We start from the raw sequence: 23,512 nt of genomic DNA, 5'->3' as shown, positions 1-23,512 counted from the left end.
TACGCGTCAGTGGCGGCGCAGCCGGCCGGCGATCGCGTGGCCGACGAACAGGTAGACCACGGCGGCGAGTCCGTAGCCGAAGACGACCCGCGCCCACTCCTCGTCGAACGTGAACAGGTCACGCGACCAGGCTGCCAGCCAGTCGGCCGCGTCATGGACGAACCGCACCAGGTCGTTGGCGCGGTTGGCGTCCAGCAGGTACATCAGAATCCACAGTCCGAGGATGACGGCCATGACGTCCGCGATCACCGCGATGACCGTCCCCGCGGAGGTGGAACCAGAGCGATATCGAGGGGACATGAACTCCGTCTGGCCCCGAACGCCCGCTTGAAACCGGCCCCGTTCGCCGGCCGCACGCGAACGGCCCCCCGCCCGGCAGGGCGAGAGGCCGTCGACGACGGGGCGGGGGCTCAGCCGCGCTGGATGCCCGACGTGTCCTGAAGGACGCCGCGACGGCCGTCCTGCGTCTGCGCGACCAGCGCCTGGCCGCGCTGCTCCACCGCCAGGTACCAGGTGCCCGGGGCGAGTTCGGCGATCGGGGTGGGCGAGCCGTCCTCGGGGAACAGCGGACGCGGCACCGGCACGGCGAACCAGAACGGCGAGAAGTCCGCGGCGGGCGGCGCGGCCGGCTGGCCCTGCTGCGGCTGACCGCCGTACGGCTGGCCCGGCTGGCCGCCGCCGAAGGACGCCGGCTGGGCGCCCGGGTAGCCGTAACCGCCGGGCGGCTGCGCGCCGTACGGCTGCTGCGGGGCGGCGGGACGGGCGGCCGGGAGCAGCGCGCCCTTGAGCGCCGGCACCAGCGGCGTGGCCACGGCGGCGGCCGCCATGACCAGCGTGGCGACGAGCGCGAGGATCAGGCCGAGGCCCGCGTCGGGGCCGTCGCCGCCGCCCTCGAAGTTGTCGATGCCGCCGGCCGGGTCGAAGACGTTGCCCAGCGCGCTCCAGGCGGCGAACACCGCGAGGGCCACACCGAACGGAGCCAGGTCCAGACCCGCGACCTTCGGCGCCTGCGGCAGACCCCGGGCGACGACGATCAGGGCCGCGGCGATGAGGCCCGCCAGCACCACGCTCAGGAGCACCGGACCGCTCGCCCACAGGCTGGGGAAGTCCACGCTGTCCGGGGCGCCTTCGACCGAGTACAGATCGAGGAACGACGCGATGAACAGCAGTACGGCTGCTCCGATCACCACGCCGTCGCCTCGAGTGAGGGAGCGGATATTCACTTCAGGTCCTTCGTAGGTCGTCTCGTCGTCGGAAGAGGCGTCGCTGTCACCGGATGGCCCCCGTAGGGTCCGGTGCGAAGCGCGGGGGTGGCCCCTGATCGTACGGACGACACTATCGTCCGCCGGATCGGGCTGTCCGCCCGGATCAGTGGGCTGATCCCTACCCGCGCAGGAAGCTCACGATTCCCTCGGAAATCCCTTGCGCCGCTTTCTGCCGCCAGGCGCCGCTGGTCAGCAGCGCCGCGTCCTTGCTATCGCGCATGTTCCCGCACTCGATGAACACCTTCGGAACCGTTGACAGATTGAGACCGCCCAGGTCCTTCCGCGTGACGAGTCCGGTGCCGTCGCCGATGTAGTTGGACGGCGCGGTGCCGGTCACACGCACGAAGTTGCCCGCGATGCGCTCCCCGAGCTCGCGCGAAGGCTCCACGACGGCGCGGGTGTCCGCCTCTCCGGCGTTCACCGGACCGGGCAGGATCACATGGAAGCCGCGGTTGCCGGCGCCGGAGCCGTCGGCGTGGATCGAGACGACCGCGTCGGCCTTCGCCGCGTTGCCGATCCGGGCCCGCTCGTCCACGCACGGCCCGAACGGGCGGTCGCGGTCCTGCGTCAGCTTCACCGTCGCGCCCTGCTTCCGCAGGATCGCGCGCATCCGGTGGGCGACGTCCAGGGTGAACTCGGCCTCCGCGTAACCGTCGTTGGTGGAGGTGCCGGTGGTGTCGCACTCCTTGCGGTGCGTGCCGACGTCCACCTGACGGTTGATCTCCGCCGTGTGCTTGACGTTCGTCGGGTTGTGCCCCGGGTCGATGACGACGACCTTGCCCTTGAGCGGGCCGGCCGCGGCGGGCGCGGACGCGGAGGGCGTCCGCGGGGCGGGGGACGACTCCTCGTCCCCCGCGGACGGGGAGGCGCTCCCGCCGGTGGGGGAGGAGGCGGCGGGCGACGGCGTGCGGGGCGCGGCCGACGGGGAACCCCCGGCCTCCGCGCCCTTGTCGTCCGTGGAGCCCGTGGCCGCGTACACGCCCCAGCCGAGCAGCCCGCCGCAGACGAGCGCGGCGAGCGCCACGGTCAGCGGACCACGGCGGGAGCGCCGCTGCGGGGGCGGATCGAAGTCGGGACCTGTGTACACCACGCAGCCACCCTAACGGTGCGCGGCGGCCGCACCCGTACGGCGCAGGACGCGCAGCGACCCCGTGGCGGAGACCTCCGTGAACTCCCCGGACGCCAGTGCGCGCTGGTGCACCCGGTACGGGGCCTGTCCGGTGAACTCGTCCACCGGGTCGGGGAAGACGTCGTGGATGACGAGCAGCCCGCCCTCGGCGACGTGCGGGGCCCAGCCCTCGTAGTCGGCGCCCGCGTGCTCGTCGGTGTGGCCGCCGTCGACGAACACCAGGCCCAGCGGGCGCGCCCACAGGGCGGCGATCTGCGGGGACCGGCCCACCAGCGCCACCACGTGCTCCTCCAGACCGGCCCGGTGCAGGGTCCGCCGGAAGGTGGGCAGGGTGTCCATCACCCCCAGCTCCGGGTCGACCGTCTCCGGGTCGTGGTACTCCCAGCCCGGCTGCTGCTCCTCGCTGCCCCGGTGGTGGTCCACGGTGAGCGCGGTCACCCCGGCCGCGCGGGCCGCGTCCGCGAGCAGGATCGTGGAGCGGCCGCAGTACGTCCCGATCTCCAGCAGCGGCAGCCCCAGCCGTCCGGCCTCGACGGCGGCGGCGTACAGGGCGAGCCCTTCGTCGAGCGGCATGAACCCCTTCGCCGCCTCGAACGCGTCCAGCATCGCGGGCTCCGGCGCCTTCACCATGGGGGCCGCCTCTCCGCAGGTCACAGATGTCTCCACGGGGGCCATGCTGCCGTAGTCGCGGCGGGGGCGGCGCAGGGGGGTGCCGGGAGCTGCAGGAGGGTGCCGCCCGTGGTGCGTCACGGGCGGCACCCCCGGTCCGTCACGCCGTGACCGTCTCCGACGGCAGGGACAGATCCACGTCGACGCTGTACGTGCCGCCCGAGTGGGTCGCCGGGGCGGCGAGGGGGCCGTGGCCCGGGGCGCGGGCGGCCAGGACGTACGGGCCGTGGGCCGGGACCGCGACGGCGTAGGTGCCGTCGGCCGCGGAGACCGTGGCGCCCGCGCGGCGGCCGTGCCGGTCGATGAGGGTGACCCGGGCGCGGGCCACCGGCGCGCCGGACGCGTCCAGCACCCGGCCCCGGAAGCCGCGCAGCGCCTCCCGCGCACGCTCCAGGTTCGCCTCCTCCTCGCTGCTCGCCCGCAGCTGCGGACGGACCGACGGACGCCGGCCGGGCAGGAACAGGGCCAGCACCAGGCCGACGACCACCGCCGCCGTGGCGATCCCGAACGACACGCGGAACCCGTGCAGCGTCGGCACCGCGGCCCCGCCCACCACGTTCGCGGTGTTCGCCAGCACCATGCCGATCACGGCGCTGGACACCGACGTGCCGATGGAGCGCATCAGCGTGTTGAGGCCGTTCGCCGCGCCGGTCTCCGAGGCCGGGACCGCGCCGACGATCAGCGCGGGCAGCGAGGAGTACGCGAGTCCGATGCCCGCGCCGAGCACCACCGAGGTGACCACGGTCTGCCAGGCGGCGCTCATCAGCCCGAGCCCGCCGCCGTACCCGGCCGCGATCACCAGCAGGCCGATGATCAGCGTGGTCTTCGGGCCGTACCGGGAGGACAGCCGCGCGTACACCGGCGCCGTGAACATCATCGTCAGGCCCAGCGGGGCCACGCACAGACCCGCGACGACCATCGACTGCCCGAGCCCGTCCGACGCGGTGGGCAGCTGGAGCAGCTGGGGGAGGACCAGGGAGACGACGAAGAAGGAGACGCCGACCATGATCGAGGCGAGGTTGGTGAGCAGCACCTCACGGCGGGCCGTGGTGCGCAGGTCCACCAGCGGGGCGCTCACCCGCAGCTCCATCAGACCCCACAGCAGCAGCACCACGGCCGCCGCGCCGAACAGGCCCAGCGTGGTGCCGGACGTCCAGCCCCAGTCGCTGCCCTTGGAGACGGGCAGCAGGAACAGCAGCAGCCCGGCGGTCAGCCCCAGCGCGCCGGGCAGGTCGAAGGAGCCCTTGGCGCGCAGCGGCGACTCGGGCACGACGGCCAGGGTGAGGGCGATGGCGATCAGGCCGAGTCCGGCCGCGCCCAGGTAGAGGGCGTGCCAGTCGGTGTGCTGGGCGACCAGCGCGGCGGCGGGCAGCGCCAGACCGCCGCCGACGCCGATGGACGAACTCATCAGCGCCATCGCGGAGCCCAGGCGCTCGCGCGGCAGCATGTCCCGCATCAGGCCGATGCCCAGCGGTATCGCGCCCATCGCGAAGCCCTGGAGCGTACGGCCGGCGATCATCACCAGCAGATCGCTGGTGGCCGCGCTGACCAGCGCGCCCACCACCATCACGGCGAGGCTGACGACCAGCATCCGCCGCTTGCCGAAGAGGTCGCCGAGCCGTCCCATGATCGGGGTGGCCACGGCGCCCGACAGCAGGGTCGAGGTCAGGACCCAGGTGGCGTCGGCGGGCGCGGTGTCCAGCAGTTGCGGCAGGTCCTTGATCACCGGGACCAGCAGGGTCTGCATCACCGCGACGACGATGCCCGCGAAGGCGAGGACGGGGACCACCGCCGCGCCCGCTCTGCCGGAGGGACGGACGGGCGTCGTCTGTGTCATGAAGGGTCCTCCAGGGGGCCGAACGGCAAGGTACGTGGACCCTGAACCCCGTGCGCCGAGGCAACTATTCCGTTGTTTTGGACCTCTAACGATTTCTTGACCTTTCCTTGGGCCTCCGCAGACCGGCCGTCCGGCCGCGAAGCGGGTGCCCCTCGTCCGGGGGCCGGTCCGAGGGAGGAGACGAAGATCGGACGAAATGCCGATGCGGCCCGCGCACGGCGGTTGAGAGCATGACCTTCATGCTCGAAGCCCCCGACACCACCCGCGCCCCCGTCCGCACCGCACCGCCCGTCTGGCTGGTGGTGGCGCTCGCCTGCGCCGGCCAGTTTCTCGTCGTCCTCGACATCTCCGTGGTCAACGTGGCGCTGCCGTCCGTACGCGGCGGCCTCGGGCTGGACGAGCAGGGCCTGCAGTGGGTGGTCAACGCGTACTCCATCGCGTTCGCGGGCTTCATGCTGCTCGGCGGCCGGGCCGGCGACCTCTACGGGCGCAAGCGCATGTTCCTCGTCGGGCTCGGGCTGTTCACCCTGGCCTCGCTGGCCGGCGGGCTCGCCCAGGAGGGCTGGCACCTGCTGGTCGCGCGGGCCGTGCAGGGGCTCGGGGCGGCCGTCCTCGCGCCCTCCACGCTCACCCTCGTCACCTCGGCGGTCCCCGAGGGCGCGGCGCGCGCCCGCGCCATCGCCACCTGGACCGCCGTCGGCGCGGGCGGCGGCGCGGCGGGCGGGTCGGCGGGCTGCTCGTCGAGGCGCTGTCCTGGCGCTGGGTGCTGCTGATCAACGTGCCGGTCGGCGCGGTCGTGCTGGCCGCGGCGCCCGCTGGATCACCGAGAGCCGCGCCGGGGACGGGCCGCCGCTCGACCTGCCCGCGCGCTCCTCGTCACGGCGGGCCTCGCGACCCTGGCGTACGGGGTCTCCCAGACGGAGGCGCCGCTGGACGGCGCGTCCACCGTGGTGCCGCTGTGCGCGGGCTCGCCCTCGTCGCCTGTTCCTGCTCGCCGAGGCCCGCGCCAAGGCCCTGATGCCGCTCGGCCTGCTGAGGATCCGTCGGTGGCCTCCGCCAACGTCGCCATGTTCCTCAGCGGCTCCGCGATGTTCTGCATGTGGTTCTTCATGACCCTGTACGCGCAGAACGTCCTCGGCTACCCCCGCTGCACGCCGGACTCGCCCTGGTGCCCAGCTCGGTCGCCGTGATCGTCGGCTCCAAGGTCGCCCCCGGCTGATGCGGCGACGGAACCGCGCGCGGTGGCCGTGCTCGGCACGCTCGTCGCGACGGCGGCTTCGCCTGGCAGTCCACGATGACCGCGGACGGCGGCTACCTCACCGCGATCATGATCCCGGGCGTCCTGATGATGCTCGGCGCGGGCCTCCGCCGGCACCCGCTGGCCTCCCTCGCCACGTCGGGCGCGGCCCCGAGGAGGCCGGCCTGGTCGCCGGCCTGGTCAACACTCCCGCACGATGGGCGCTCCCTCGGCCTGGCCGTCATGGCCACGATCGCGGCGCCCGCACGAACGGGGTGGACAACCCAGGCGCTGACCGAGGGCTACGCCCTGGTCTTCACCACGGGGCCGTCGTCCTGGCGGCGGGAGCGCTGCTCATGTGGGCGTGGCTGCCGCGGACACGGCAGGGCGGGGCAGACGGGGTGAACCCGCGGTTCGGGACGGGCGGTGCAGACGGGGGTGAAACCGCGGTTCGGGACGGGCGGTGCAGACGGGGTGAACCCGCGGTTCGGACCGGGGGCGGTGCGCGGCCGCCGACGCGGCGGAGCCGTGCCCAGCCCTCGGCGTCGCGCCGCTTGTGACCACGCCGGCGTTCCCACGCCACCGTGCCGTGCGCGCCGCGCTCGGCCGACGCGCCCTCGCGGGCGTCGTGCCGAAGCCGGGCGGGTTGTGACGCCGGGCCGGTGGGCGGGCCGTCCGGCGCCTTGCCGCCACCCCGGCGGCGCGCGCCGCGCCGCACCGGTTCGGCGGGCTCTGCCCCGGGCCGGCTCGCACGGCTGTCGGCGGCGTGGTGACGGGGGCAGCGAGGGCGGTTGCTCGGCCGCACGGCGGGACCGACCGGCGGGCCGGCCGCGCGCCGCCATCGCCCCGTGGGCGTCGCGCGGCAGACCGGGCCGTGCGCCGGGTGGGCGCCGCCAGGCGGCGCCGCCCCCGCGTCACAGCCATCCCCGCTGCCGCGCCTCGTGCAGGGCCTCCGTGCGGTTGCGGTGGACGTCTTGCCGATCGCGACGACAGGTGATTGCGGACCGTCGACTCGGAGAGGTGGAGCGGGCGGCGATGTCGGCGACCGTCGCGCCGCCCGCCGACTCCCGCAGCACGTCCCGTTCGCGGGCCGTCAGCGGGCTCGGGCCCGCGCTGAGCGCCGCCGCGGCCAGGCCCGGGTCGACCACCGTCTCCCCGGCGAGCACCCGGCGCACCGCCGTGGCCAGTTCCTCCACCGGGCCGTCCTTGACGAGGAAGCCCGCCGCTCCCGCGTCCATCGCCCGCCGCAGATAGCCGGGCCGGCCGAACGTCGTCAGGATCAGCACCCGGCACCCCGGCGCCCGCTCGCGCAGCTCCGCCGCCGCGTCCAGACCGCTCAGGCCCGGCAGTTCGATGTCGAGGAGGGCCACGTCCGGACGGTGCGTGAGGACCGCGTCCACGATCGCGTCCCCGGTGCCGACCTGCGCCACGACCTCGATGTCGGGTTCCATCCCGAGCAGCAGCGCGAGTGCGCCGCGCATCATCCCCTGGTCCTCCGCGAGCAGCACACGGACCGGTTTCTCGTTCACGTCGGCAGCGTACGCACCCGCGCGGTGACGACCCGCACGCCCGCTCAGACCGCTGCCGCCGCCGGCTCCCGCACCGGCAGCTCCGCCACGACCTCGAACCCCCCGCCGTCACCCCGGCCCGTCCCCAGCGTCCCGTCCGCCGCCGCGAGCCGCTCGGCCAGCCCGCGCAGGCCCGTGCCGTCCGCGCCCCCGTCCGCCCGGGTGCCGTCACCGTCGTCCGTGACGGTCAGCCGGGCCCGCTCCCCGTCCGCCTCGATCACGATCTCGCAGCGCCGCGCCCCGCTGTGCCGTACGACGTTGGTGACCGCCTCACGGACCACCCAGCCCAGCAGCACCTCCGTACGCGGCCCCGGGGCCGGGCCCGAGCGGCGCACCACGGGGACGACGCCGGCCGCGGCGAGGGCCGAGCGGGCGCGGTCCAGTTCGGTGTCCAGGCTGCCCTCCCGGTAGCCCGTCACGGCCTCCCGGATCTCCGTGAGCGCCTGCCGGCCGACCGCCTCGATGTCCGTGACCTGCGCCAGCGCGGCCTCGGTGTCGAGCGGCACCAGCCGCCTGGCCGCCTCCGACTTGACCACGATCACCGACATGGTGTGCCCCAGCAGATCGTGCAGGTCGCGCGAGAAACGCAGCCGCTCCTCCTCCACCGCCCGCCGCGCCAGCTCCCGCCGCGCCTCCCGCAACTCCCGCACGGTGTCCGCCAGTCGCACGATCGTCGCCGTCACCAGCGCGGAGACGGCGGTCGCGTAGAGGATGTCGAGGCCGGCCCAGCCGTCGTGGTACCAGGCCACCCCGCCCCCGACCGCCGTCACCACGGCGCCCACGGCCAGCAGCGGCCGCCCGCGCAGCACCACGCCCGTCGCCAGCCCCAGCAGCGGGAAGTACAGCAGCCAGTCCCCGCCGTAGGCGACGGCGAGCGCGCAGGTCACCGCGGCCAGCAGACCGAGCGCCACCCGCCGGGTCACCGCGTCCCGGCCGCCGCACGGGTGCGTGGTGAACGCCAGGAAGACGTACACGGAGTTGAACGCCAGCAGTCCCGCGCCCCCGACCCACGGGTTCGGCGTGGTCCCCTGGAAGAGGTTGGAGAACGCGCCCATCGCGAGCAGCAGCCAGGGCAGCAGCCGCGGATGGCCGAGGCCCGGTCCGCGCCCGCGGCGGGTCTCCGTGGACGTCTCGCAGGTGGTCGTCATGTCGATGCCCCCGTGTCGTCGGTACGGCCGGCGACCGTCACAGGCCCGGCTGCCGTCGTCCGTCCGGTGTGCCGCACCCGGCCGGGTGCGTCCCTGTCGACGGTAGGCCCGGCCCGGCACCCGCCGACAGAGCCGTCCGTACGCTCCGCACCGGTACGGATGTCCCGGGTCCGGCAGCTGACCCGACGCCGCGCGCCGGGCTATACAGGGTCCGGACCACCCCCGCGATCAGGAGCGACATGCCCGTCGACACCGCCCGCGCGCTCGCCGCCGCGCCCCGCACCACCGAGATCTCCTGGACCCCCGAGGACGTCCAGCTCTACCACCTCGGCATCGGCGCCGGCGTCCCCGCCACGGACCCCCGCGAACTGCGCTACACCCTCGAGTCCCGCCTCCACGTCCTGCCGAGCTTCGCCACCGTCGCGGGCGGCGGGCCGCCCGGGGTGATCGCGGCCCTGTCCATGCCCGGCGTCGACGTGGACCTCGCGCGCGTGCTGCACGGCGGCCAGTCGCTCCGCGTGCACCGCCCCCTGCCCGTGCGGGCCGCCGCCACCCGCACCGACCGCATCACCGCCGTGCACGACAAGGGCAAGGCGGCGGTGCTGGTCCTGCGCAGCGACGCCGTCGACGCGGACGGCCCGCTGTGGACGGCCGAGGCGCAGGTGTACGTACGCGGCGAGGGAGGCTGGGGCGGCGAGCGCGGGCCCTCGGCGGGCGCGCCGGAGGAGCGGGGCGCCCCCGACCTCACGGTCGAGCGTCCCGTACGGGAGGACCAGGCGCTGCTCTACCGCCTCACCGGCGACCTCAACCCCCTTCACGCCGACCCGGAGTTCGCGCGCCGCGCCGGTTTCGACCGCCCCCTGCTGCACGGACTGTGCACCTACGGCATGACCCTCAAGGCGGTCGTCGACACGCTCCTCGACGGCGACGTCACCCGCGTCCGCTCCTGGACCGCGCGGTTCGCCGGAGTGACGTACCCGGGGGAGACGCTGCGGATCCGGATGTGGCGCGGGGACGGCGCCGTGCGGGTGGCCGTGGGCGCGGTGGAACGCGGGGACGCGCCCGTACTGGCGGGCGCGACGGTGGAGTTCACCGACGGGTGAGGACCGACCGGGGAGTTCACCGACGGGGGAGGACCGACGGGGGAGTTCACCGCCGGCTGAGGACGGGGGGGGGAGACGGCGACGGCCCCGACCGTCGTACGACGGTCGGGGCCGTGCGTTCCGTCCACCCGCGGAGGGCGGGACCGGCCGGCCGGGGCCGGCGGCGGTCTACTCCCCGCGGTCGTTCTCCTGGGCCGGCTTGCGGTGCCGGCCGCGCGGGGACGTCTCCGTCTCCTGCGTGGAGACCGGTCCCCGGTGCCTGCCGTGACCCGCGGCGGCCTGCTCGTGCTCGACGGGCCGCGGCTCGTGCGTGATGACGTCGCTCATCGGAAGGAATTCACCCCGTAAACATGATCTTTCCTACAGCCGGGCGAGTCTAACCGGCCCACCGCACCCCGGATCCAGGCGGCCACGCCAACCGCCACTAGTTCGTTACAAGCCGTCCGAGGGGCGCTTGCTGAAGCGGCACGGGACGCGGCACGTCTGCCAGGGAGTTCAGATGATGAACCGTCATCTCCGTTTTACTGGTGGGTAGTTGACTGTCGTATTGCTTGCCGGGCTCGTCGTGCGGGGACGGCGGTTCCGCGGCCGCCGCGGCGGCGTCCCGGGAGCCGTCCTCCTGCCGCCGTTCCTCGTCCGGCATCGTCAGCGCCGCCACCCCGCACGGCACCGCGCCGGTGGAGTACGGAAGCCGCAGCACCCCGTCCGCCGTCCACAGTCCCGTGCCGGTCAGCCAGCCCGCCGGGGCCGGGACGTGGTGGACGCGCCGCTCGGCGGGACGCCACAGCCCGATCCAGCCGGCGCCGTCCGCCCCTTCCACGTGCAGCGCCACCGCGCACCCCTCCGGGGTCAGCATCTGCCCCGGCTGCACCGCGAACGGCGTCACCGTGCGGTCCGGCAGCCGCAGGCACTCGGGGAACCGCACGGGCAGCGTGCTGCCCAGCACGCCCCAGCCCAGCCGCGGCTCCCCCGGGGAGGGCGCGTCCGAGCGGATCAGCAGCAGGCCGCTGTCCGGGTCGGCGAGCAGCACCCGGTCGTCGCTGCCGGGGGCGATCTGCAGCAGTGGCGACACCTCGCCGCCGCGTCCGAGGTCCACCACCACCGACTTGGTGCGTCCGCCCGACTCCCGGTCCAGGGCGAGCATCCGCCCCTCGCGGTCCAGCCACGCCCCGCCCGAGCAGCCGCCGGGGATCTCCGCGACCCGCTCGGGCCCGGACGCGCCGCCCGCCACCAGCCACACCGTCGCGCCGTGCCGGCCCGCGGCGAGGGCGTACGCGCGGCGGCCGTCCGGGGCCGGGGGCAGCAGCCGCAGCCGGGTTCCGTCGCCGGGGCGGTCGACCGTGCCGAGCGGCAGCTCGCCGGTGCCCGGGCCGGTCGGGTACAGCAGGGAGAAGGCGTGCCGCCCGTCCACCAGCCGGTGGATGAGGACCCGGCCGTCGGCGAGGGGCTGCACCTCGGTGCCGGGCTCCTCGGGCTGGTTGCCGGGGAGCGGCACCGCGTACGGCTCGGGGCCGTCCAGGGTCCAGCGCTCCGGGAACGGGGAGTCGCCGGCGAGGGCCAGGCGGGCGGCGTAGCAGCCGTCCGCGGTGATGGTGCAGCCCGCCCGTCCCGCTCCGTTCTCGTGTGCCGCCGCAGGTTCGATGGCGCAGACCGTCATCTTTCGGTCACCTCCGGTGACGAACGGTAGTTTTCGCGGACGGAGGCGGCGGAGCGGAGGGGCACGCTTCACACGTAAGGGTGCTCCAGGAACGATTCTGCTGAGGAAGGGCGGGGACTGTGCTCCGCGGGTGCGGCGCTCTCCCCGGCGGGCGTCGCGGCGGTACCCGTATCCGGTACTGCCGTGCGAAAGGGGCAGGTAGCCTTGGCGGCGTGCCCCGTCTGTCAGAAGTCATCGCCGCGCTGGACAACCTGTGGCCCGCCGAGCGGGCCGAGTCCTGGGACGCGGTCGGCACCGTCGTGGGCGACCCGGACCAGGAGGTCACGCGCGTCCTGTTCGCCGTCGACCCGGTCCAGGAGATCGTCGACGAGGCCGTGAAGCTCGGCGCCGGTCTGCTGGTCACGCACCACCCGCTCTACCTGCGCGGCACGACCACCGTCGCGGCCTCCACCTTCAAGGGCCGCGTGGTGCACACACTCATCAAGAACGACATCGCCCTGCACGTCGCCCACACCAACGCCGACACCGCCGACCCGGGAGTCTCCGACGCCCTCGCCGGCGCGCTCGGCCTCAGGGTCGTACGGCCGCTGGTACCGGACCCCTCCGACCCCGAGGGGCGGCGGGGACTGGGCCGCGTGTGCGAGTTGGACGCGCCGCTCACCGTGCGTGAGTTCGCGGCCCGCGCCGCCGAGCGGCTTCCGGCCACCGCGCAGGGCATCCGTGTCGCCGGCGACCCCGAGGCGCCGGTGCGGACGGTCGCCGTCAGCGGCGGCTCCGGCGACAGCCTCTTCGACCACGTCCGGGCGGCCGGCGTGGACGCCTTCCTCACCGCGGACCTGCGCCACCACCCGGCGTCGGAAGCCCGCGCCCACAGTCCTCTCGCGCTGCTCGACGCGGCGCACTGGGCCACCGAGTGGCCCTGGTGCGAGCTGGCCGCCGCCCAGCTCGACGAGATCTCCGACCGTCATGGCTGGGACCTCAGGGTCCATGTCTCGCGCACGGTCACCGACCCCTGGACCGCCCACGCGGCGTCGTCCCGAGCCACCACCGAATCATCTGGAGCCCCCAACTGAACGCCGAGCCCGCCGACCAGATCCGACTTCTCGACGTCCAGGACCTCGACGTCCGCCTCCAGCAGCTCGCGCACAAGCGGAAGTCGCTCCCGGAGCACGCCGAGATCGAGTCCCTGAACCGGGATCTCGCCCAGCTGCGCGACCTGCTCGTCGCCGCGCAGACCGAGGAGAGCGACTGCGCGCGCGAGCAGACCAAGGCCGAGCAGGACGTCGACCAGGTGCGCCAGCGCGCCGCCCGCGACCAGAAGCGCCTCGACTCCGGCGCCGTCTCCTCGCCCAAGGACCTGGAGAACCTCCAGCGCGAGCTCGCCTCCCTCGCCAAGCGCCAGGGCGACCTGGAGGACGTCGTCCTCGAGGTCATGGAGCGCCGCGAGTCCGCCCAGGAGCGGGTCGCCGAACTGACCGAGCGCGTCGCTTCCGTCCAGGGCCGGATCGACGACGCGACCGCCCGCCGGGACGCGGCGCTGGAGCAGATCGACGGCGAGACCGCGTCGGTGACGAAGGAGCGCGAGGTCGTCGCCGCCTCCGTGCCGGCCGCGCTGCTCAGCCTGTACGACAAGCTGCGCGAGCAGCAGGGCGGCATCGGCGCGGCCAAGCTGTACGCCCGCACCTGCCAGGGCTGCCGTCAGGAGCTCGCCATCACCGAGCTGAACGAGGTCCGCGCCGCCGCCCCGGACACCGTGGTGCGCTGCGAGAACTGCCGCCGCATCCTGGTCCGTACGGCGGAGTCGGGACTGTAGGACCTACGGCAGGGGATCGAGTCCGATGCGGGAGTTCGTCGTCGAGGCGGACGGCGGGTCACGGGGCAATCCCGGACCCGCCGGGTACGGGGCCGTGGTGAGCGACGCGGCGACGGGGGAGACCCTGGCGGAGGCCGCCGAGTACATCGGCGTCACCACCAACAACGTCGCCGAGTACCGGGGCCTGCTGGCCGGCCTGCGCGCCGCCCGCGAACTGGACCCGGACGCCCGGGTCCACGTCCGCATGGACTCCAAGCTCGTCATCGAGCAGATGTCGGGCCGCTGGAAGATCAAGCACCCGGCGATGAAGCCGCTGGCGGCGGAAGCCGCGACGGTCTTCCCGCCGGACCGGGTCACCTACGAGTGGATCCCGCGCGAACGCAACGCCCACGCCGACCGCTTGGCGAACGAGGCGATGGACGCGGGCGCCCGGGGGGAGGCCTGGTCGCCTGCGGACAGCCTTGCCGACCTGGACACCCCGCCGGCTGCCCCGGTCGTACCGGTGCCTGAGGGTCCGCCCGGGGACGCGGCGGCCGGGACGGCGCGGGTGCGGGAGGCGCCGGCGTCCGCCGGGGGCGCCGTGGCGGAGGACGAAGCCGCGACCAGGGGTGCCCCCACGCGGGACGACGGCACCGGAGCCGGTGAGGAAGCGTCTGCCGACGCCGACCGGCGGGCCGCACAGGCCATGGCCACCCCTTCCTCCGGGTGGGGGCCCGCCGACATGGGCGCGCCGGCCACCTTCGTGCTGCTGCGGCACGGCGAGACGCCGCTCACCCCGCAGAAGCGGTTCTCCGGCAGCGGGGGCAGCGATCCCTCCCTCTCCGACATCGGGCGCGAGCAGGCCGAGAAGGTGGCCGCCGCGCTCGCCCGGCGCGGCACCGTGCAGGCGGTCGTCGCCTCACCCCTCGCCCGCACCCGCGAGACCGCGCGCATCGTCGCCGCCCGGCTCGGGCTCGACGTGGCCGTCGAGGACGGGCTGCGGGAGACCGACTTCGGCGCCTGGGAAGGCCTCACCTTCGGCGAGGTGCGCGAGCGGTACCCCGAGGACCTGGACGCCTGGCTGGCGTCGCCGGACGCCGAACCCACCGGGGGCGGCGAGAGCTTCGCGGCGACCGCGGCCCGGGTCGCGGAGGCCCGCGACAAGCTGGTCGCGGAGTACCGGGGCCGCACGGTCCTGCTGGTCACGCACGTGACCCCGGTCAAGACCCTGATCCGGCTCGCCCTGGGCGCCCCGCCCGAGGCGCTGTTCCGCATGGAACTCTCCGCCGCCTCGCTGTCCGCCGTGGCGTACTACGCCGACGGCAACGCGAGCGTGCGGCTGTTCAACGACACGTCGCACCTGCGGTAGGGCCGCCTGTCGTCCGCGACCCGCCGGCTGCGGGACGTGACGCGGTCCGTCTCCGGCCGACCCGAGCGGGTTCCTCGCGGGCACAGCGACAGCGACAGCGACGGTACGCCGCTCCTGCGCCGCCCACACCGTGCAGGGCAGTGGGCGAGTACGCGCCGGGCCCGCGATGCCGGGGTGATCCGACGCAAGGCCCCGGACGGGACTACAGCGCCGCCGCCTCCCGCGCCAGGCGCTCCACGCGGTCCCAGTCGCGGGCGGCCACCGCGTCCTCCGGCAGCATCCAACTCCCGCCGACACAGCCCACGTTGGGCAGTGCCAGATACTCCGGGGCGGTCTCCGGGCCGATCCCCCCGGTGGGGCAGAAGCGGGCCTGCGGAAGCGGTCCCGCCAGGGACTTCAGATACGCCGTGCCGCCGGCCGCCCGCGCCGGGAAGAACTTCATCTCCCGCACCCCGCGCTCCAGCAGCGCCATCACCTCCGACGCCGTGGACACCCCCGGCAGGAACGGCACCCCGGCCGCCCGCGCCGCCGTCAGCAGCGCGTCCGTGCACCCCGGACTGACCAGGAACCGCGCCCCGGCCGCCACCGCGTTGGTCACCTGCTCCGGCGTCAGGACCGTCCCCGCGCCGACCACGGCGCCCGGCACCTCCGCGGCGATCGCCCGGATCGCGTCCGCTGCGGCCGGGGTCCGCAGCGTCACCTCGATCGCGGGCAGCCCGCCCGCCACCAGCGCCCGCGCCAGCGGCACGGCGTCGGCGGCGTCCTCGACCACGACCACGGGCACCACGGGAGCGAGTTCGAGCACCGAGAAGGGGGCAGCGGGCACGCCGGACGACGGCAGAGGAGCGTTCATGGCGCTCATCCTGCCGTCGACGCGCATCCTGCGCAAAGGTCGTTGCAGACAGTGCAACGCGAGGTCAGTGCACCTCGTCCACGAGTACGTCCAGCGCCCAGGCCGCCCCCGCGCGGGCCGGCGCCGCCGCCTCCACCACGTACCCGAGGTCCCGCAGCGCCTCCACCAGCTCCGCCGGGTCCTTCGGCGCGGCGCCGGCCGTCAGCAGGCTCCGTACGATCCGGCCCTTGGTCGCCTTGTTGAAGTGGCTGACCACCTTCCGGGTCGGCGCGTGCAGCACACGGACCGTCGCCGTCCGCCCGGCCACCTCGCCCTTCGGCTTCCACGCCGTCGCGTACGCCGCCGAGCGCAGGTCGAGGACCAGCCCCGACCCCGCCGCCTCCGGCAGCACGTCCGCCATCGGCGCCCGCCAGTACGCGCCCAGCGCGCCCAGACCGGGCAGCTTGACCCCCATCGAGCAGCGGTACGAGGGAATAGGGTCGGTCACCCGGACCGCGCCCCACAGCCCGGAGAACACCAGCAGCGATTTCGCCGCCCGCCGCTTCGCCGCCGCGTCGAGCGAGGCCAGGTCGAGGGCGTCGTACAGCACGCCGGTGTAGATCTCCCCGGCCGGACGGGCCCCGGCGGTGCGCAGCTCACGGTTCTTCGCGATCTCGCCCCGCAGGCCCTCGCTCAGCCCGAGCACGTCTCGCGCCTTGTCCTCGTCACCGCCGCAGAGGTCGACCAGCTCGGTGAGGACCTCCTCCCGCGCGGCGTTCAGTCCCGGCAGCGACAGGGACTCCGTCCGCAGCGGGGCACCGCGGCCGGAAGCGGCCTTGCCTTCGGACGGCGGCAGCAGGACAAGCACAGGTACTCCTTCGTTCGAGCTCGCCTGTCAGGGTACGGCGTGACCCGCGGGCCCCTGAGGGGCGGAGGTGAGCGCCCGTACCAGCCCGTCGGCGTCGTCGGCGTGGAACCGGACCACGCGCACGTGCCGTTCGCGTCCGAAGAACGACCGGTGCCCGACCGGCTCGGCGAGCTCCACCGTCACGGTCGTCCGCGAACCGACGGCGAGGTTCAGCTCGCCGTCCGCCTCGGTGTGCGTCATCCGCAGCTCACGCCGGACGGACGCGATCCGCTCCCGCGGTATCCGCAGATCCACGTGGACGGCCCGCCGCACCCGCAGCCCGTCGGGGGTGACGACGTGCGGGCGTACGACGGAGGCGGCGTACAGGGCGACGACGAGGACGACGGTGTAGACGTCCAGGAACAGCACGACCGCGTGCACCGTCGGCCAGCCGGCCAGCAGCGCGGACATCGCGACCGTCTCCACGACGCACACGAACGCGAAGCCGAACATCATGGCCGCCTCCCCGCGCGCGTACCCGAACGCCCTGCCTCCGCCCGTCCCGTGCGTCCGCCGCGCCAGCCACAGCGCGAGGCTCGCCATCAGCCGCGCCTCGTGCCGCACCAGCGCCCACCCCACGCGCACCGCCGCCCCCACCGCGCCCTCTCCCTCCGTCCGCCGGCTCATGCCCGCCCCTCCGCGACGATCCGCAGCGCCCGCCGGAAGGCCTCCGCCTGGGCGGGGGCGAAGTCCGCGTACAGGGCGGCCAGGAAGCTGTTGCTCTCGTCGAGGACGGCGTCCTCGGGCAGCAACTCGGCCGGTACGCACTCCGCGAGCGCACGGGCGGCCTCGTCGACCCGCGGATCGTCGGTACCGGCGCCTTCGAGTTCGTCGAGCAGCCGGTACACGGCCATGGCCCGCTCCGCCCCGCCCGGCGCGTCGACGACCCCGCTCATCAACCCCATCAGCCGCTTCCGCTCCTCCGGCGGCGCGGAGGTCTCGAACAAGGCGAGGATCTCGCGGTCCTTCGCGGCCATGGGGGAGTCGGTCAGGTGGGCGGTGTCCCGGAACAGCGCGGCCAGCTCCGGCGAGACCGGCCCCTCGGCGGCCGTCCCGCCCTCCGACTCCAGCAGCGTCCGCAGCCGCGCCCGCCGCTCCCGGATCGCCTCCTCCTGCCGGGCCAGGTCCTCGTCCAGTTCCGCCAGCACCTCGGCGAGATCCTTGCCCGCGTCGTCCGCGAGTACGTCCCGCACCTCGGCGAGCCCGAGCCCCAGCTCGGTCAGCCGCCGGATCCGCGCCAGCACGACGGCGTGCCGCAGGGTGTAGTCCCGGTACCCGTTCCCGAGCCGCTCCGGCTCCGGCAACAGCCCGAGATGGTGATAGTGCCGCACGGCCCGCGTGGTCACCCCGACCACCGCGGCCAGCTCTCCGATCCGCATGCCCTCAGTAGAAACGTTGACGTCGCGGCAGGGTCAAGGGAACGCTGTGGCGCCCGACGGGGGCCGTGATCGTGTGCCACGATCGAGGGAACGGTTCCCGATTCCACGGTCAGGTGATCACCCGATGGTCCAGTCCGGCGAGCGACCGAAGGAGGGGCGCGACGTGACGGCAATGGCCCACGAACCGATCTCGCAGGCGGACGTCCTGCTGGAGGGGTTCCTCGCCCTGGACACCCCGGAGGGCTTCCGGGCGGAGTTGATCGAGGGTGAGATCGTCGTGACGCCGCCGCCGGACGGGGACCACGAGGACTACATCGGGCTGATCGTCACGCAGGTGATCAGACAGTCCCGTACCGACATGCAGTTCAGCGGCAACAAGGGACTGAAGCTGAAGAGCAGCGGCGCCTGCCCGAAGAACCACGTCATCCCGGACGGCACTTTCGCGCCCACCGAGTTGCGTCTCTACCGTGGCGCCGACTCGTGGATGCCCTGCGACGGCGTGGCGATGGTGGTGGAGGTGACCTCCACCACGCCGCAGGCGGACCGCGAGACCAAGCGCCGGTGCTACGCGCGGGGCGGCATCCCCCTGTACCTCCTCGTCGACCGCGAGACCTCCTCGATCACGCTGTTCGGCGACCCGGAGGGCGACGAGTACCGGGAGCACCGCACCCGCCCCCTGGGCAAGCCCCTCACTCTCCCCGAACCCTTCGCCTTCGACCTGGACACCGCCGACTTCCTCTGATCCCCTGAAAGGCGGGGGTGTGGCGGCATGGGGGACGGGCGGGAACAGGCCAGGTGGACCAGGGCGCGGCTGGGGCGGTGCGGGCCGGCGCTGGATCTGCTCACCGCGCGGTTCGCCCGGCACGAGTACGCGCCGCACGCGCACGACGAGTACACGGTCGGGGTCACCGTCGGCGGCCTCGAGGTGATCGCGTACCGCGGCGGACGCATCGTGTCGGGGCCCGGCTCGATCGTCGTCCTCGAGCCCGGCGAGATGCACACCGGCGGCCCCGCCGCCTCCGAGGGGTACGCCTACCGCGCCCTCTACGCCGCCCCCGCCCTGCTCGGCGACGGCACCCTCGGCGCCGCGCTGCCGTACTTCCCCGACCCCGTCCTGCACGACCCGGAGCTGGCCGCCGCCCTGTGCCGTACGCACACCGACCTCAGCGCCCACCCCGACCCGCTGGAGGCCGAGTCGCGCCTGCCCTGGCTGCTCGCCGCGCTGGCCCGCCGCCACTCCACGTCCCGCGCCGACGACGGCGCCCTCCCCGGCGCCCGCTCCGTCGCGCTCACCGTCCGCGACCGGCTCGCCGACGAGCTCCTCGCCCCGCCGTCCCTGGCAGACCTCGCCGCCGACCTCGGCCTCTCCCGGTACCAGCTGCTGCGCGCGTTCCGTACGACGATGGGCGTCCCGCCGTACGCGTGGCTCGCCCAGTACCGGGTGGCCCGGGCGCGCGCCCTGCTGGACTCCGGGGTGCGGCCGGCCGAGGCGGCCGCCCTCGTCGGCTTCGCCGACCAGGCGCACCTCACCCGGTGGTTCCGCCGCGTGCTCGGCGTGACCCCGGCGGCGTACCGCAACAGCGTTCAAGACGCGGGGCGCTGAGCGGGCGGACACTCCTCGTATGACTGCACGCGGCTGGTTCCTGTTCTCCCTGATGGGAGTGGTCTGGGGCATCCCCTACCTGATGATCAAAGTGGCGGTGGACGAGGTGTCCCCGTCGGGCGTGGTCTTCGCCCGCTGCGCCGTCGGCGCGCTGCTCCTGCTCCCCTTCGCCCTGCGCCAGGCGGGCCTCGCCCGGAACCTGCGGGCGCACTGGAAACCGATGCTGGCGTTCGCGGTCATCGAGATCGTCGGCCCCTGGTACACGCTGACCGACGCCGAACGCCACCTCTCCAGCTCCACCGCCGGCCTGCTGATCGCGGGCGTCCCGATCGTCGGCGTCCTGCTGTCCCGCGCCTTCGGGCGGGCGGAGTCCCTCGGCCCCCGCAGGATCGCGGGCCTCGCCCTCGGTCTCGGCGGTGTGGCCGTCCTCACGCTGCCCCATCTGACCGGCGGCGACGCCCTCTCCCTCGCGGAGGTCCTGGTCACGGTCGTCGGCTACGCGACGGCCCCGCTGATCGCCGACCGCCACCTCAAGGACGTCCCCACGCTGCACCTGATCACGCCGTGCCTGGCCCTGGCCGCCCTGGTCTACGCCCCCGCCGCGATCGCCTCGCGTCCCGCGGCCCTCCCCACCCCGGAGACCCTGGCCGCGCTGGCCGCCCTCGGTGTCGTCTGCACGGCGGTGGCGTTCGCCGCCTTCCTGGAGCTGATCAAGGAGGCGGGCCCGATCCGGGCTTCGGTGATCACGTACGTCAATCCGGCGATCGCGGTGGCGGCCGGCGCGTTCTTCCTGGACGAGGCCCTGACCGCGACGGTGGTGGCCGCCTTCCTCCTGATCCTCACCGGATCGGTGCTGGCCAACGCGCGGGAACGGAAACCGGCCGGCCGGCGGGTACCATGGTCGGTACGGCAGACGAGCCGGGCGGACGGCCGCGTGGAGTCCCCTTGAGGGGCTCCCCGAGGAACGTCCGGGCTCCACAGGGCAGGGTGGTGGCTAACGGCCACCCGGGGTGACCCGCGGGACAGTGCCACAGAAAACAGACCGCCCGGCGCTTCGGCGCCGGGTAAGGGTGAAACGGTGGTGTAAGAGACCACCAGCGCCTGGGGTGACTCAGGCGGCTAGGTAAACCCCACCCGGAGCAAGGTCAAGAGGAGCGCCGTGAAAAGCGCTCTGCGCGGACGTTCGAGGGCTGCCCGCCCGAGTCCGCGGGTAGACCGCACGAGGCCGGTGGCAACACCGGCCCTAGATGGATGGCCGTCGCCGGCGGGACCGCGAGGACCCGCCGGAACAGAACCCGGCGTACAGCCCGACTCGTCTGCCGCCCCCCTCCTCCCCGGGAGCTCCGGGAGCACTCCCGACGCCCACCGGGAGAGACCTCCTTCTCCTGCGCCGACGCCCCGTGTGCCCCCGCTCACGCGAACCGGCGCGACCCGTCGTCACCGGTTCTTCACGAGTGGCGGGAATCCTTCACCTTCATGTCCTCCTCGTTACCGTAGTGAGGTGTGAAGCGCCTCTGGCATAAACGCAGTTGGCCGAAAATCTACCCCTCGCGTGAGTGAGGGGGGCGCCGACAGGGGTGCTGTGAAGCAGATGTGACGGCCCGTCAGATGGAACGGAGGGCGCGTTGTCGCACTCCGGCCCGGCTCGTCCGGGCTCGTCGCGACTACCACAGCGGAACGTGCGAGCGATGGGTTCACGACGAACTCATTTCACTGACGAGCTGTTCAGTAAGCGGGGCTTCCGCGCGCAGCGGGGTGATTAGCATGAGCCGTACGTGGTCGGAAGATCGCCTTCTGTCGGCAGATCCCGTCCCCGGCCCGCGGCCGTCGTCGTACGGCCGCCCCCTTCCCCTGCTCTCACCGACCGAGGGACCGCTCCATGCCAGTGCCTGCTTCTCCCAGCCAGCACCCACCGGCGGGGGCGCCGCGCACCTCGTTCGCCGCACGGGCGGCCGTGCTGGTGGTGACCGCCGCCGCCGGTGGCGCGGCGCTCGCCCTGGCGCCGTCCGGCGCCACCTCGTGGACCCTGGCCGTGGTACTGGCCGGATGGGCGTGCGTGGCCGTCACCGTCCTCGTCGACCACCGCCTCGTCCGCAAGGCCCGCTCCACCGCCGCCGAGCGCGAGTCCGAGACAAGCCGCCTGCGCGCCGAATCCGCCCGCCGCTCCGCCGAGATCTCCCACCTCGCCGGCGCCACCCTGCCCGCCGTGGCCGAACGGCTCCGCGAGGGCACGAGCGCCGCCGACGTGCTGGCCGCCGTGCCCCCGCCCTCCGACCCGCAGCTCTCCCGCGTCACCCACGCCTTCGCCGTCACCGTCGAGGAGGACGTGCGGCGCGTGATGACCCTCGAGGACGAGTACCGCGCGATCCGGGACGAACTCGAGCAGGCCGCGACCGAACACGACCGGTTCGTACGGGAGACGATGCCGGCCGCGATCAGCCGGCTCCGCGAGGGCCGCTCCGCCGACACCGTGCTCGCCGAGACCGAGCTGCCGCACCACCCCGCCCTGCGCGGTTCGGCCGAATCGTTCATCCGTGAACTCGCCCGCAGCGAGCGGCGCGCCGCCGCCGCCCAGGCCGCCTCCGCCAAGGCGCTGAGCCGCGTCCAGGCCAAGGCCGTCCAGATGCTCGCCGACCTGCGCGAGATGCAGGAGCGGCACGGCGAGGAGGTCTTCGGCGACCTGCTCAAGCTCGACCACAGCACCTCCCAGCTCGGCCTGATGACCGACCGGCTGGCGCTGCTCATGGGCGGCCGATCCAGCCGCGCCTGGAACAAGCCGATCAAGATGGAGAGCATCCTCCGCGGCGCCGCCGGCCGTATCGCCGCCTACCAGCGGGTGCGCCTGCACTGCTCCACCCGTACCGCGGTGGCCGGGTTCGCCGCCGAAGGCGTCATGCACCTCCTCGCCGAACTGATGGACAACGCGGCGAACTTCTCCCCGCCCATCGACGAGGTGCACGTCTACGTCGAGGACCGCAGCGCCGGCATCGTCGTCACCATCGAGGACAGCGGCCTGAAGATGGCCGACGCGGCCATGCGGCGCGCCGAGGAGGCCGTCACCGGCCGCGTCACCGACCTCGCCTCCCTCCAGGGCACCCGCCTCGGCCTGGCCGTCGTCGGCCGGCTCGCCTCGAAGTACGACATCGGCGTCAACTACCGTCCGTCCTCCCGCGGCGGCACCGGCGTGGTCGTCCTGCTGCCCCTCCACCTGCTCGCCCAGCACCGCGAGCCCGCCCCGCACGAGACGTCCGGGCGGGGCGAGTCCCTGGCCGGGCGCGGCGCCGCGGCCCGGGGCGTGCCCATGGAGTCCCCGTCGGCGTCCCGCGCGCCCGCGCTCCCCGCCCGGGACGCGGACGCCCTGCCCTCCGGCGGCTCCTCCGCCCGCACCCGGAGCGACGCCGACGCGCTGCCCGTCCGGGGCTCCCACGACGTCGACGCCCTGCCCCTCCCCGGCGCGAACGGCTCCCGCGGCGACCGTGACAACGCTGCCGACGCCCGCCCCGCGGCGGCCTGGCCGTCCGACACCCCGGAGTCCCCGGCCCCGTGGACGGAGCGCACGGGCTCCATCACCGAGCGGCTGTCCGCCCTGCCCACGGTGCCCGGCCAGTCACGGCACCGTAAGCCGGACAGCACCACCCCGAACGGCCTCCCGGTCCGCGCTCCCGGCCGCACCATGGCCGAGGCGGAACGCGAGCGCGAACAGCGCCAGTCCGCCGCCGCCCGCTCCGGAGACACCGGGTCCGGCCGGCGCGGGGCGCGCGACGCCGGCTCACGGTTCGGCGCCTTCCACCGAGGCGCCCGCCAGTCCGGCAACGGCACCACCGGCGCCTCGGACAACGCCGCCACCGGCGCCGCCGACGCGCCGGGCGACGGCACCTCCGCGGGAACCGGCGCCGACTCCCTGCCCCCCGCGGCTCCCTAGTCCCACCCCTCCCGTACGGCGCCGAGGCCCGGCCCCGTACGGCGCCCGGGGCGACGGCGCCCCTTCCCGCTCGAGCACGTGAGATAGGAGGAACG

The 23,512-nt window shown here is 74.5% G+C and carries 19 protein-coding genes, 1 other RNA gene and 3 pseudogenes; 10 read left to right on the top strand and 13 right to left on the bottom strand.

The window, feature by feature from the left end; translation table 11 throughout:
* Window positions 1-6: 6 nt before the first annotated feature.
* The 5 genes from AY578_RS09605 to AY578_RS09585 form a co-directional block, all read right to left on the bottom strand.
* The gene (locus AY578_RS09605; RefSeq protein ID WP_052183280.1) at window positions 7-300 is read right to left on the bottom strand and encodes a hypothetical protein; all 294 of its coding nucleotides are present in this window, start codon (window positions 298-300) and stop codon (window positions 7-9) included.
* A gap of 110 nt (window positions 301-410) precedes the next feature.
* Window positions 411-1,223, bottom strand: coding sequence for a DUF5336 domain-containing protein (locus tag AY578_RS09600; RefSeq protein WP_026243453.1), 813 nt, complete (start codon window positions 1,221-1,223; stop codon window positions 411-413).
* A gap of 160 nt (window positions 1,224-1,383) precedes the next feature.
* Window positions 1,384-2,355, bottom strand: coding sequence for an N-acetylmuramoyl-L-alanine amidase (locus tag AY578_RS09595; RefSeq protein ID WP_136239395.1), 972 nt, complete (start codon window positions 2,353-2,355; stop codon window positions 1,384-1,386).
* A gap of 9 nt (window positions 2,356-2,364) precedes the next feature.
* On the bottom strand, window positions 2,365-3,024 hold the full coding sequence (locus tag AY578_RS09590) for a class I SAM-dependent methyltransferase (protein ID WP_258907299.1): 660 nt from the start codon (window positions 3,022-3,024) through the stop codon (window positions 2,365-2,367).
* 139 nt (window positions 3,025-3,163) lie between these two features.
* On the bottom strand, window positions 3,164-4,900 hold the full coding sequence (locus AY578_RS09585; RefSeq protein WP_136239396.1) for an MFS transporter: 1,737 nt from the start codon (window positions 4,898-4,900) through the stop codon (window positions 3,164-3,166).
* A 230-nt stretch (window positions 4,901-5,130) separates the two neighbouring features.
* On the opposite strand from AY578_RS09585, the pseudogene AY578_RS09580 reads away from it, so the two are divergent.
* Window positions 5,131-6,520 (top strand): annotated as a pseudogene (locus AY578_RS09580) (MFS transporter); the annotation flags it as partial.
* Window positions 6,521-7,051: 531 nt separating this feature from the next.
* Here AY578_RS09580 and AY578_RS33825 read toward each other — a convergent pair.
* A pseudogene (locus tag AY578_RS33825) lies at window positions 7,052-7,666 on the bottom strand (response regulator).
* Window positions 7,667-7,710: 44 nt separating this feature from the next.
* Entirely contained in the window at window positions 7,711-8,853 is a 1,143-nt protein-coding gene (locus AY578_RS09570) for a sensor histidine kinase (RefSeq protein WP_019522462.1), read from the bottom strand.
* A 239-nt stretch (window positions 8,854-9,092) separates the two neighbouring features.
* Between AY578_RS09570 and AY578_RS09565 the strand changes: the two genes are divergently transcribed.
* Complete coding sequence (locus AY578_RS09565; RefSeq protein ID WP_019522461.1) at window positions 9,093-9,956, top strand: MaoC/PaaZ C-terminal domain-containing protein; 864 nt, start codon at window positions 9,093-9,095, stop codon at window positions 9,954-9,956.
* Between the two features lie 168 nt (window positions 9,957-10,124).
* Here the strand turns inward: AY578_RS09565 and AY578_RS09560 are convergent, their stop codons facing one another.
* Window positions 10,125-10,283 (bottom strand): hypothetical protein, encoded by a 159-nt coding sequence (locus AY578_RS09560; RefSeq protein ID WP_019522460.1) that lies wholly within the window; start codon window positions 10,281-10,283, stop codon window positions 10,125-10,127.
* Between the two features lie 97 nt (window positions 10,284-10,380).
* Window positions 10,381-11,613 (bottom strand): hypothetical protein, encoded by a 1,233-nt coding sequence (locus AY578_RS09555; RefSeq protein ID WP_258902265.1) that lies wholly within the window; start codon window positions 11,611-11,613, stop codon window positions 10,381-10,383.
* A 212-nt stretch (window positions 11,614-11,825) separates the two neighbouring features.
* Here AY578_RS09555 and AY578_RS09550 point away from each other — a divergent pair, with 212 nt between their 5' ends.
* The 3 genes from AY578_RS09550 to AY578_RS09540 are packed head-to-tail and all read left to right on the top strand — an operon-like array spanning window position 11,826 to window position 14,774.
* Window positions 11,826-12,686 (top strand): Nif3-like dinuclear metal center hexameric protein, encoded by an 861-nt coding sequence (locus AY578_RS09550; protein WP_028959772.1) that lies wholly within the window; start codon window positions 11,826-11,828, stop codon window positions 12,684-12,686.
* Entirely contained in the window at window positions 12,683-13,426 is a 744-nt protein-coding gene (locus AY578_RS09545; RefSeq protein ID WP_078504488.1) for a zinc ribbon domain-containing protein, read from the top strand. Before AY578_RS09550 ends, AY578_RS09545 begins: the two co-directional genes overlap by 4 nt.
* A gap of 25 nt (window positions 13,427-13,451) precedes the next feature.
* Window positions 13,452-14,774 (top strand): bifunctional RNase H/acid phosphatase, encoded by a 1,323-nt coding sequence (locus AY578_RS09540; protein WP_136237844.1) that lies wholly within the window; start codon window positions 13,452-13,454, stop codon window positions 14,772-14,774.
* 202 nt (window positions 14,775-14,976) lie between these two features.
* Here AY578_RS09540 and eda read toward each other — a convergent pair whose 3' ends face one another.
* The 4 genes from eda to AY578_RS09520 all read right to left on the bottom strand — a co-directional run bounded on the left by eda (window position 14,977) and on the right by AY578_RS09520 (window position 17,892).
* Entirely contained in the window at window positions 14,977-15,627 is a 651-nt protein-coding gene (eda, locus tag AY578_RS09535) for a bifunctional 4-hydroxy-2-oxoglutarate aldolase/2-dehydro-3-deoxy-phosphogluconate aldolase (RefSeq protein ID WP_020699996.1), read from the bottom strand.
* A gap of 64 nt (window positions 15,628-15,691) precedes the next feature.
* Window positions 15,692-16,474, bottom strand: coding sequence for a peroxide stress protein YaaA (gene yaaA, locus AY578_RS09530; RefSeq protein ID WP_215188694.1), 783 nt, complete (start codon window positions 16,472-16,474; stop codon window positions 15,692-15,694).
* A gap of 27 nt (window positions 16,475-16,501) precedes the next feature.
* Window positions 16,502-17,140, bottom strand: a complete 639-nt coding sequence (locus AY578_RS09525; RefSeq protein ID WP_258902264.1) for a hypothetical protein — start codon at window positions 17,138-17,140, stop codon at window positions 16,502-16,504.
* Entirely contained in the window at window positions 17,137-17,892 is a 756-nt protein-coding gene (locus AY578_RS09520) for a MerR family transcriptional regulator (protein ID WP_258902263.1), read from the bottom strand. Before AY578_RS09520 ends, AY578_RS09525 begins: the two co-directional genes overlap by 4 nt.
* Window positions 17,893-18,064: 172 nt before the next feature.
* On the opposite strand from AY578_RS09520, the gene AY578_RS09515 reads away from it, so the two are divergent.
* From AY578_RS09515 to AY578_RS09495, 5 genes and pseudogenes are all read left to right on the top strand, one after another.
* Window positions 18,065-18,634, top strand: a complete 570-nt coding sequence (locus AY578_RS09515; RefSeq protein ID WP_258907296.1) for a Uma2 family endonuclease — start codon at window positions 18,065-18,067, stop codon at window positions 18,632-18,634.
* Between the two features lie 27 nt (window positions 18,635-18,661).
* Window positions 18,662-19,495, top strand: coding sequence for an AraC family transcriptional regulator (locus tag AY578_RS09510; protein ID WP_258902262.1), 834 nt, complete (start codon window positions 18,662-18,664; stop codon window positions 19,493-19,495).
* A gap of 19 nt (window positions 19,496-19,514) precedes the next feature.
* Window positions 19,515-20,297: pseudogene (locus tag AY578_RS34040) on the top strand (DMT family transporter); the annotation flags it as partial.
* A gap of 112 nt (window positions 20,298-20,409) precedes the next feature.
* Window positions 20,410-20,814, top strand: an RNA gene (rnpB, locus tag AY578_RS09500) — RNase P RNA component class A.
* A 560-nt stretch (window positions 20,815-21,374) separates the two neighbouring features.
* Window positions 21,375-23,417 carry an ATP-binding protein gene (locus AY578_RS09495; RefSeq protein ID WP_168713385.1) on the top strand — a complete coding sequence of 681 codons (2,043 nt, stop codon included), beginning with the start codon at window positions 21,375-21,377 and terminating at the stop codon, window positions 23,415-23,417.
* The last annotated feature ends 95 nt before the right edge of the window (window positions 23,418-23,512 follow it).

Source organism: Streptomyces thermocarboxydus (assembly GCF_024760485.1).
Taxonomy (GTDB): Bacteria; Actinomycetota; Actinomycetes; order Streptomycetales; family Streptomycetaceae; genus Streptomyces; species Streptomyces cellulosae.
Note: the sequence above shows the minus strand (reverse complement) of the source record. Positions and strands in the feature narration are given on the sequence as shown.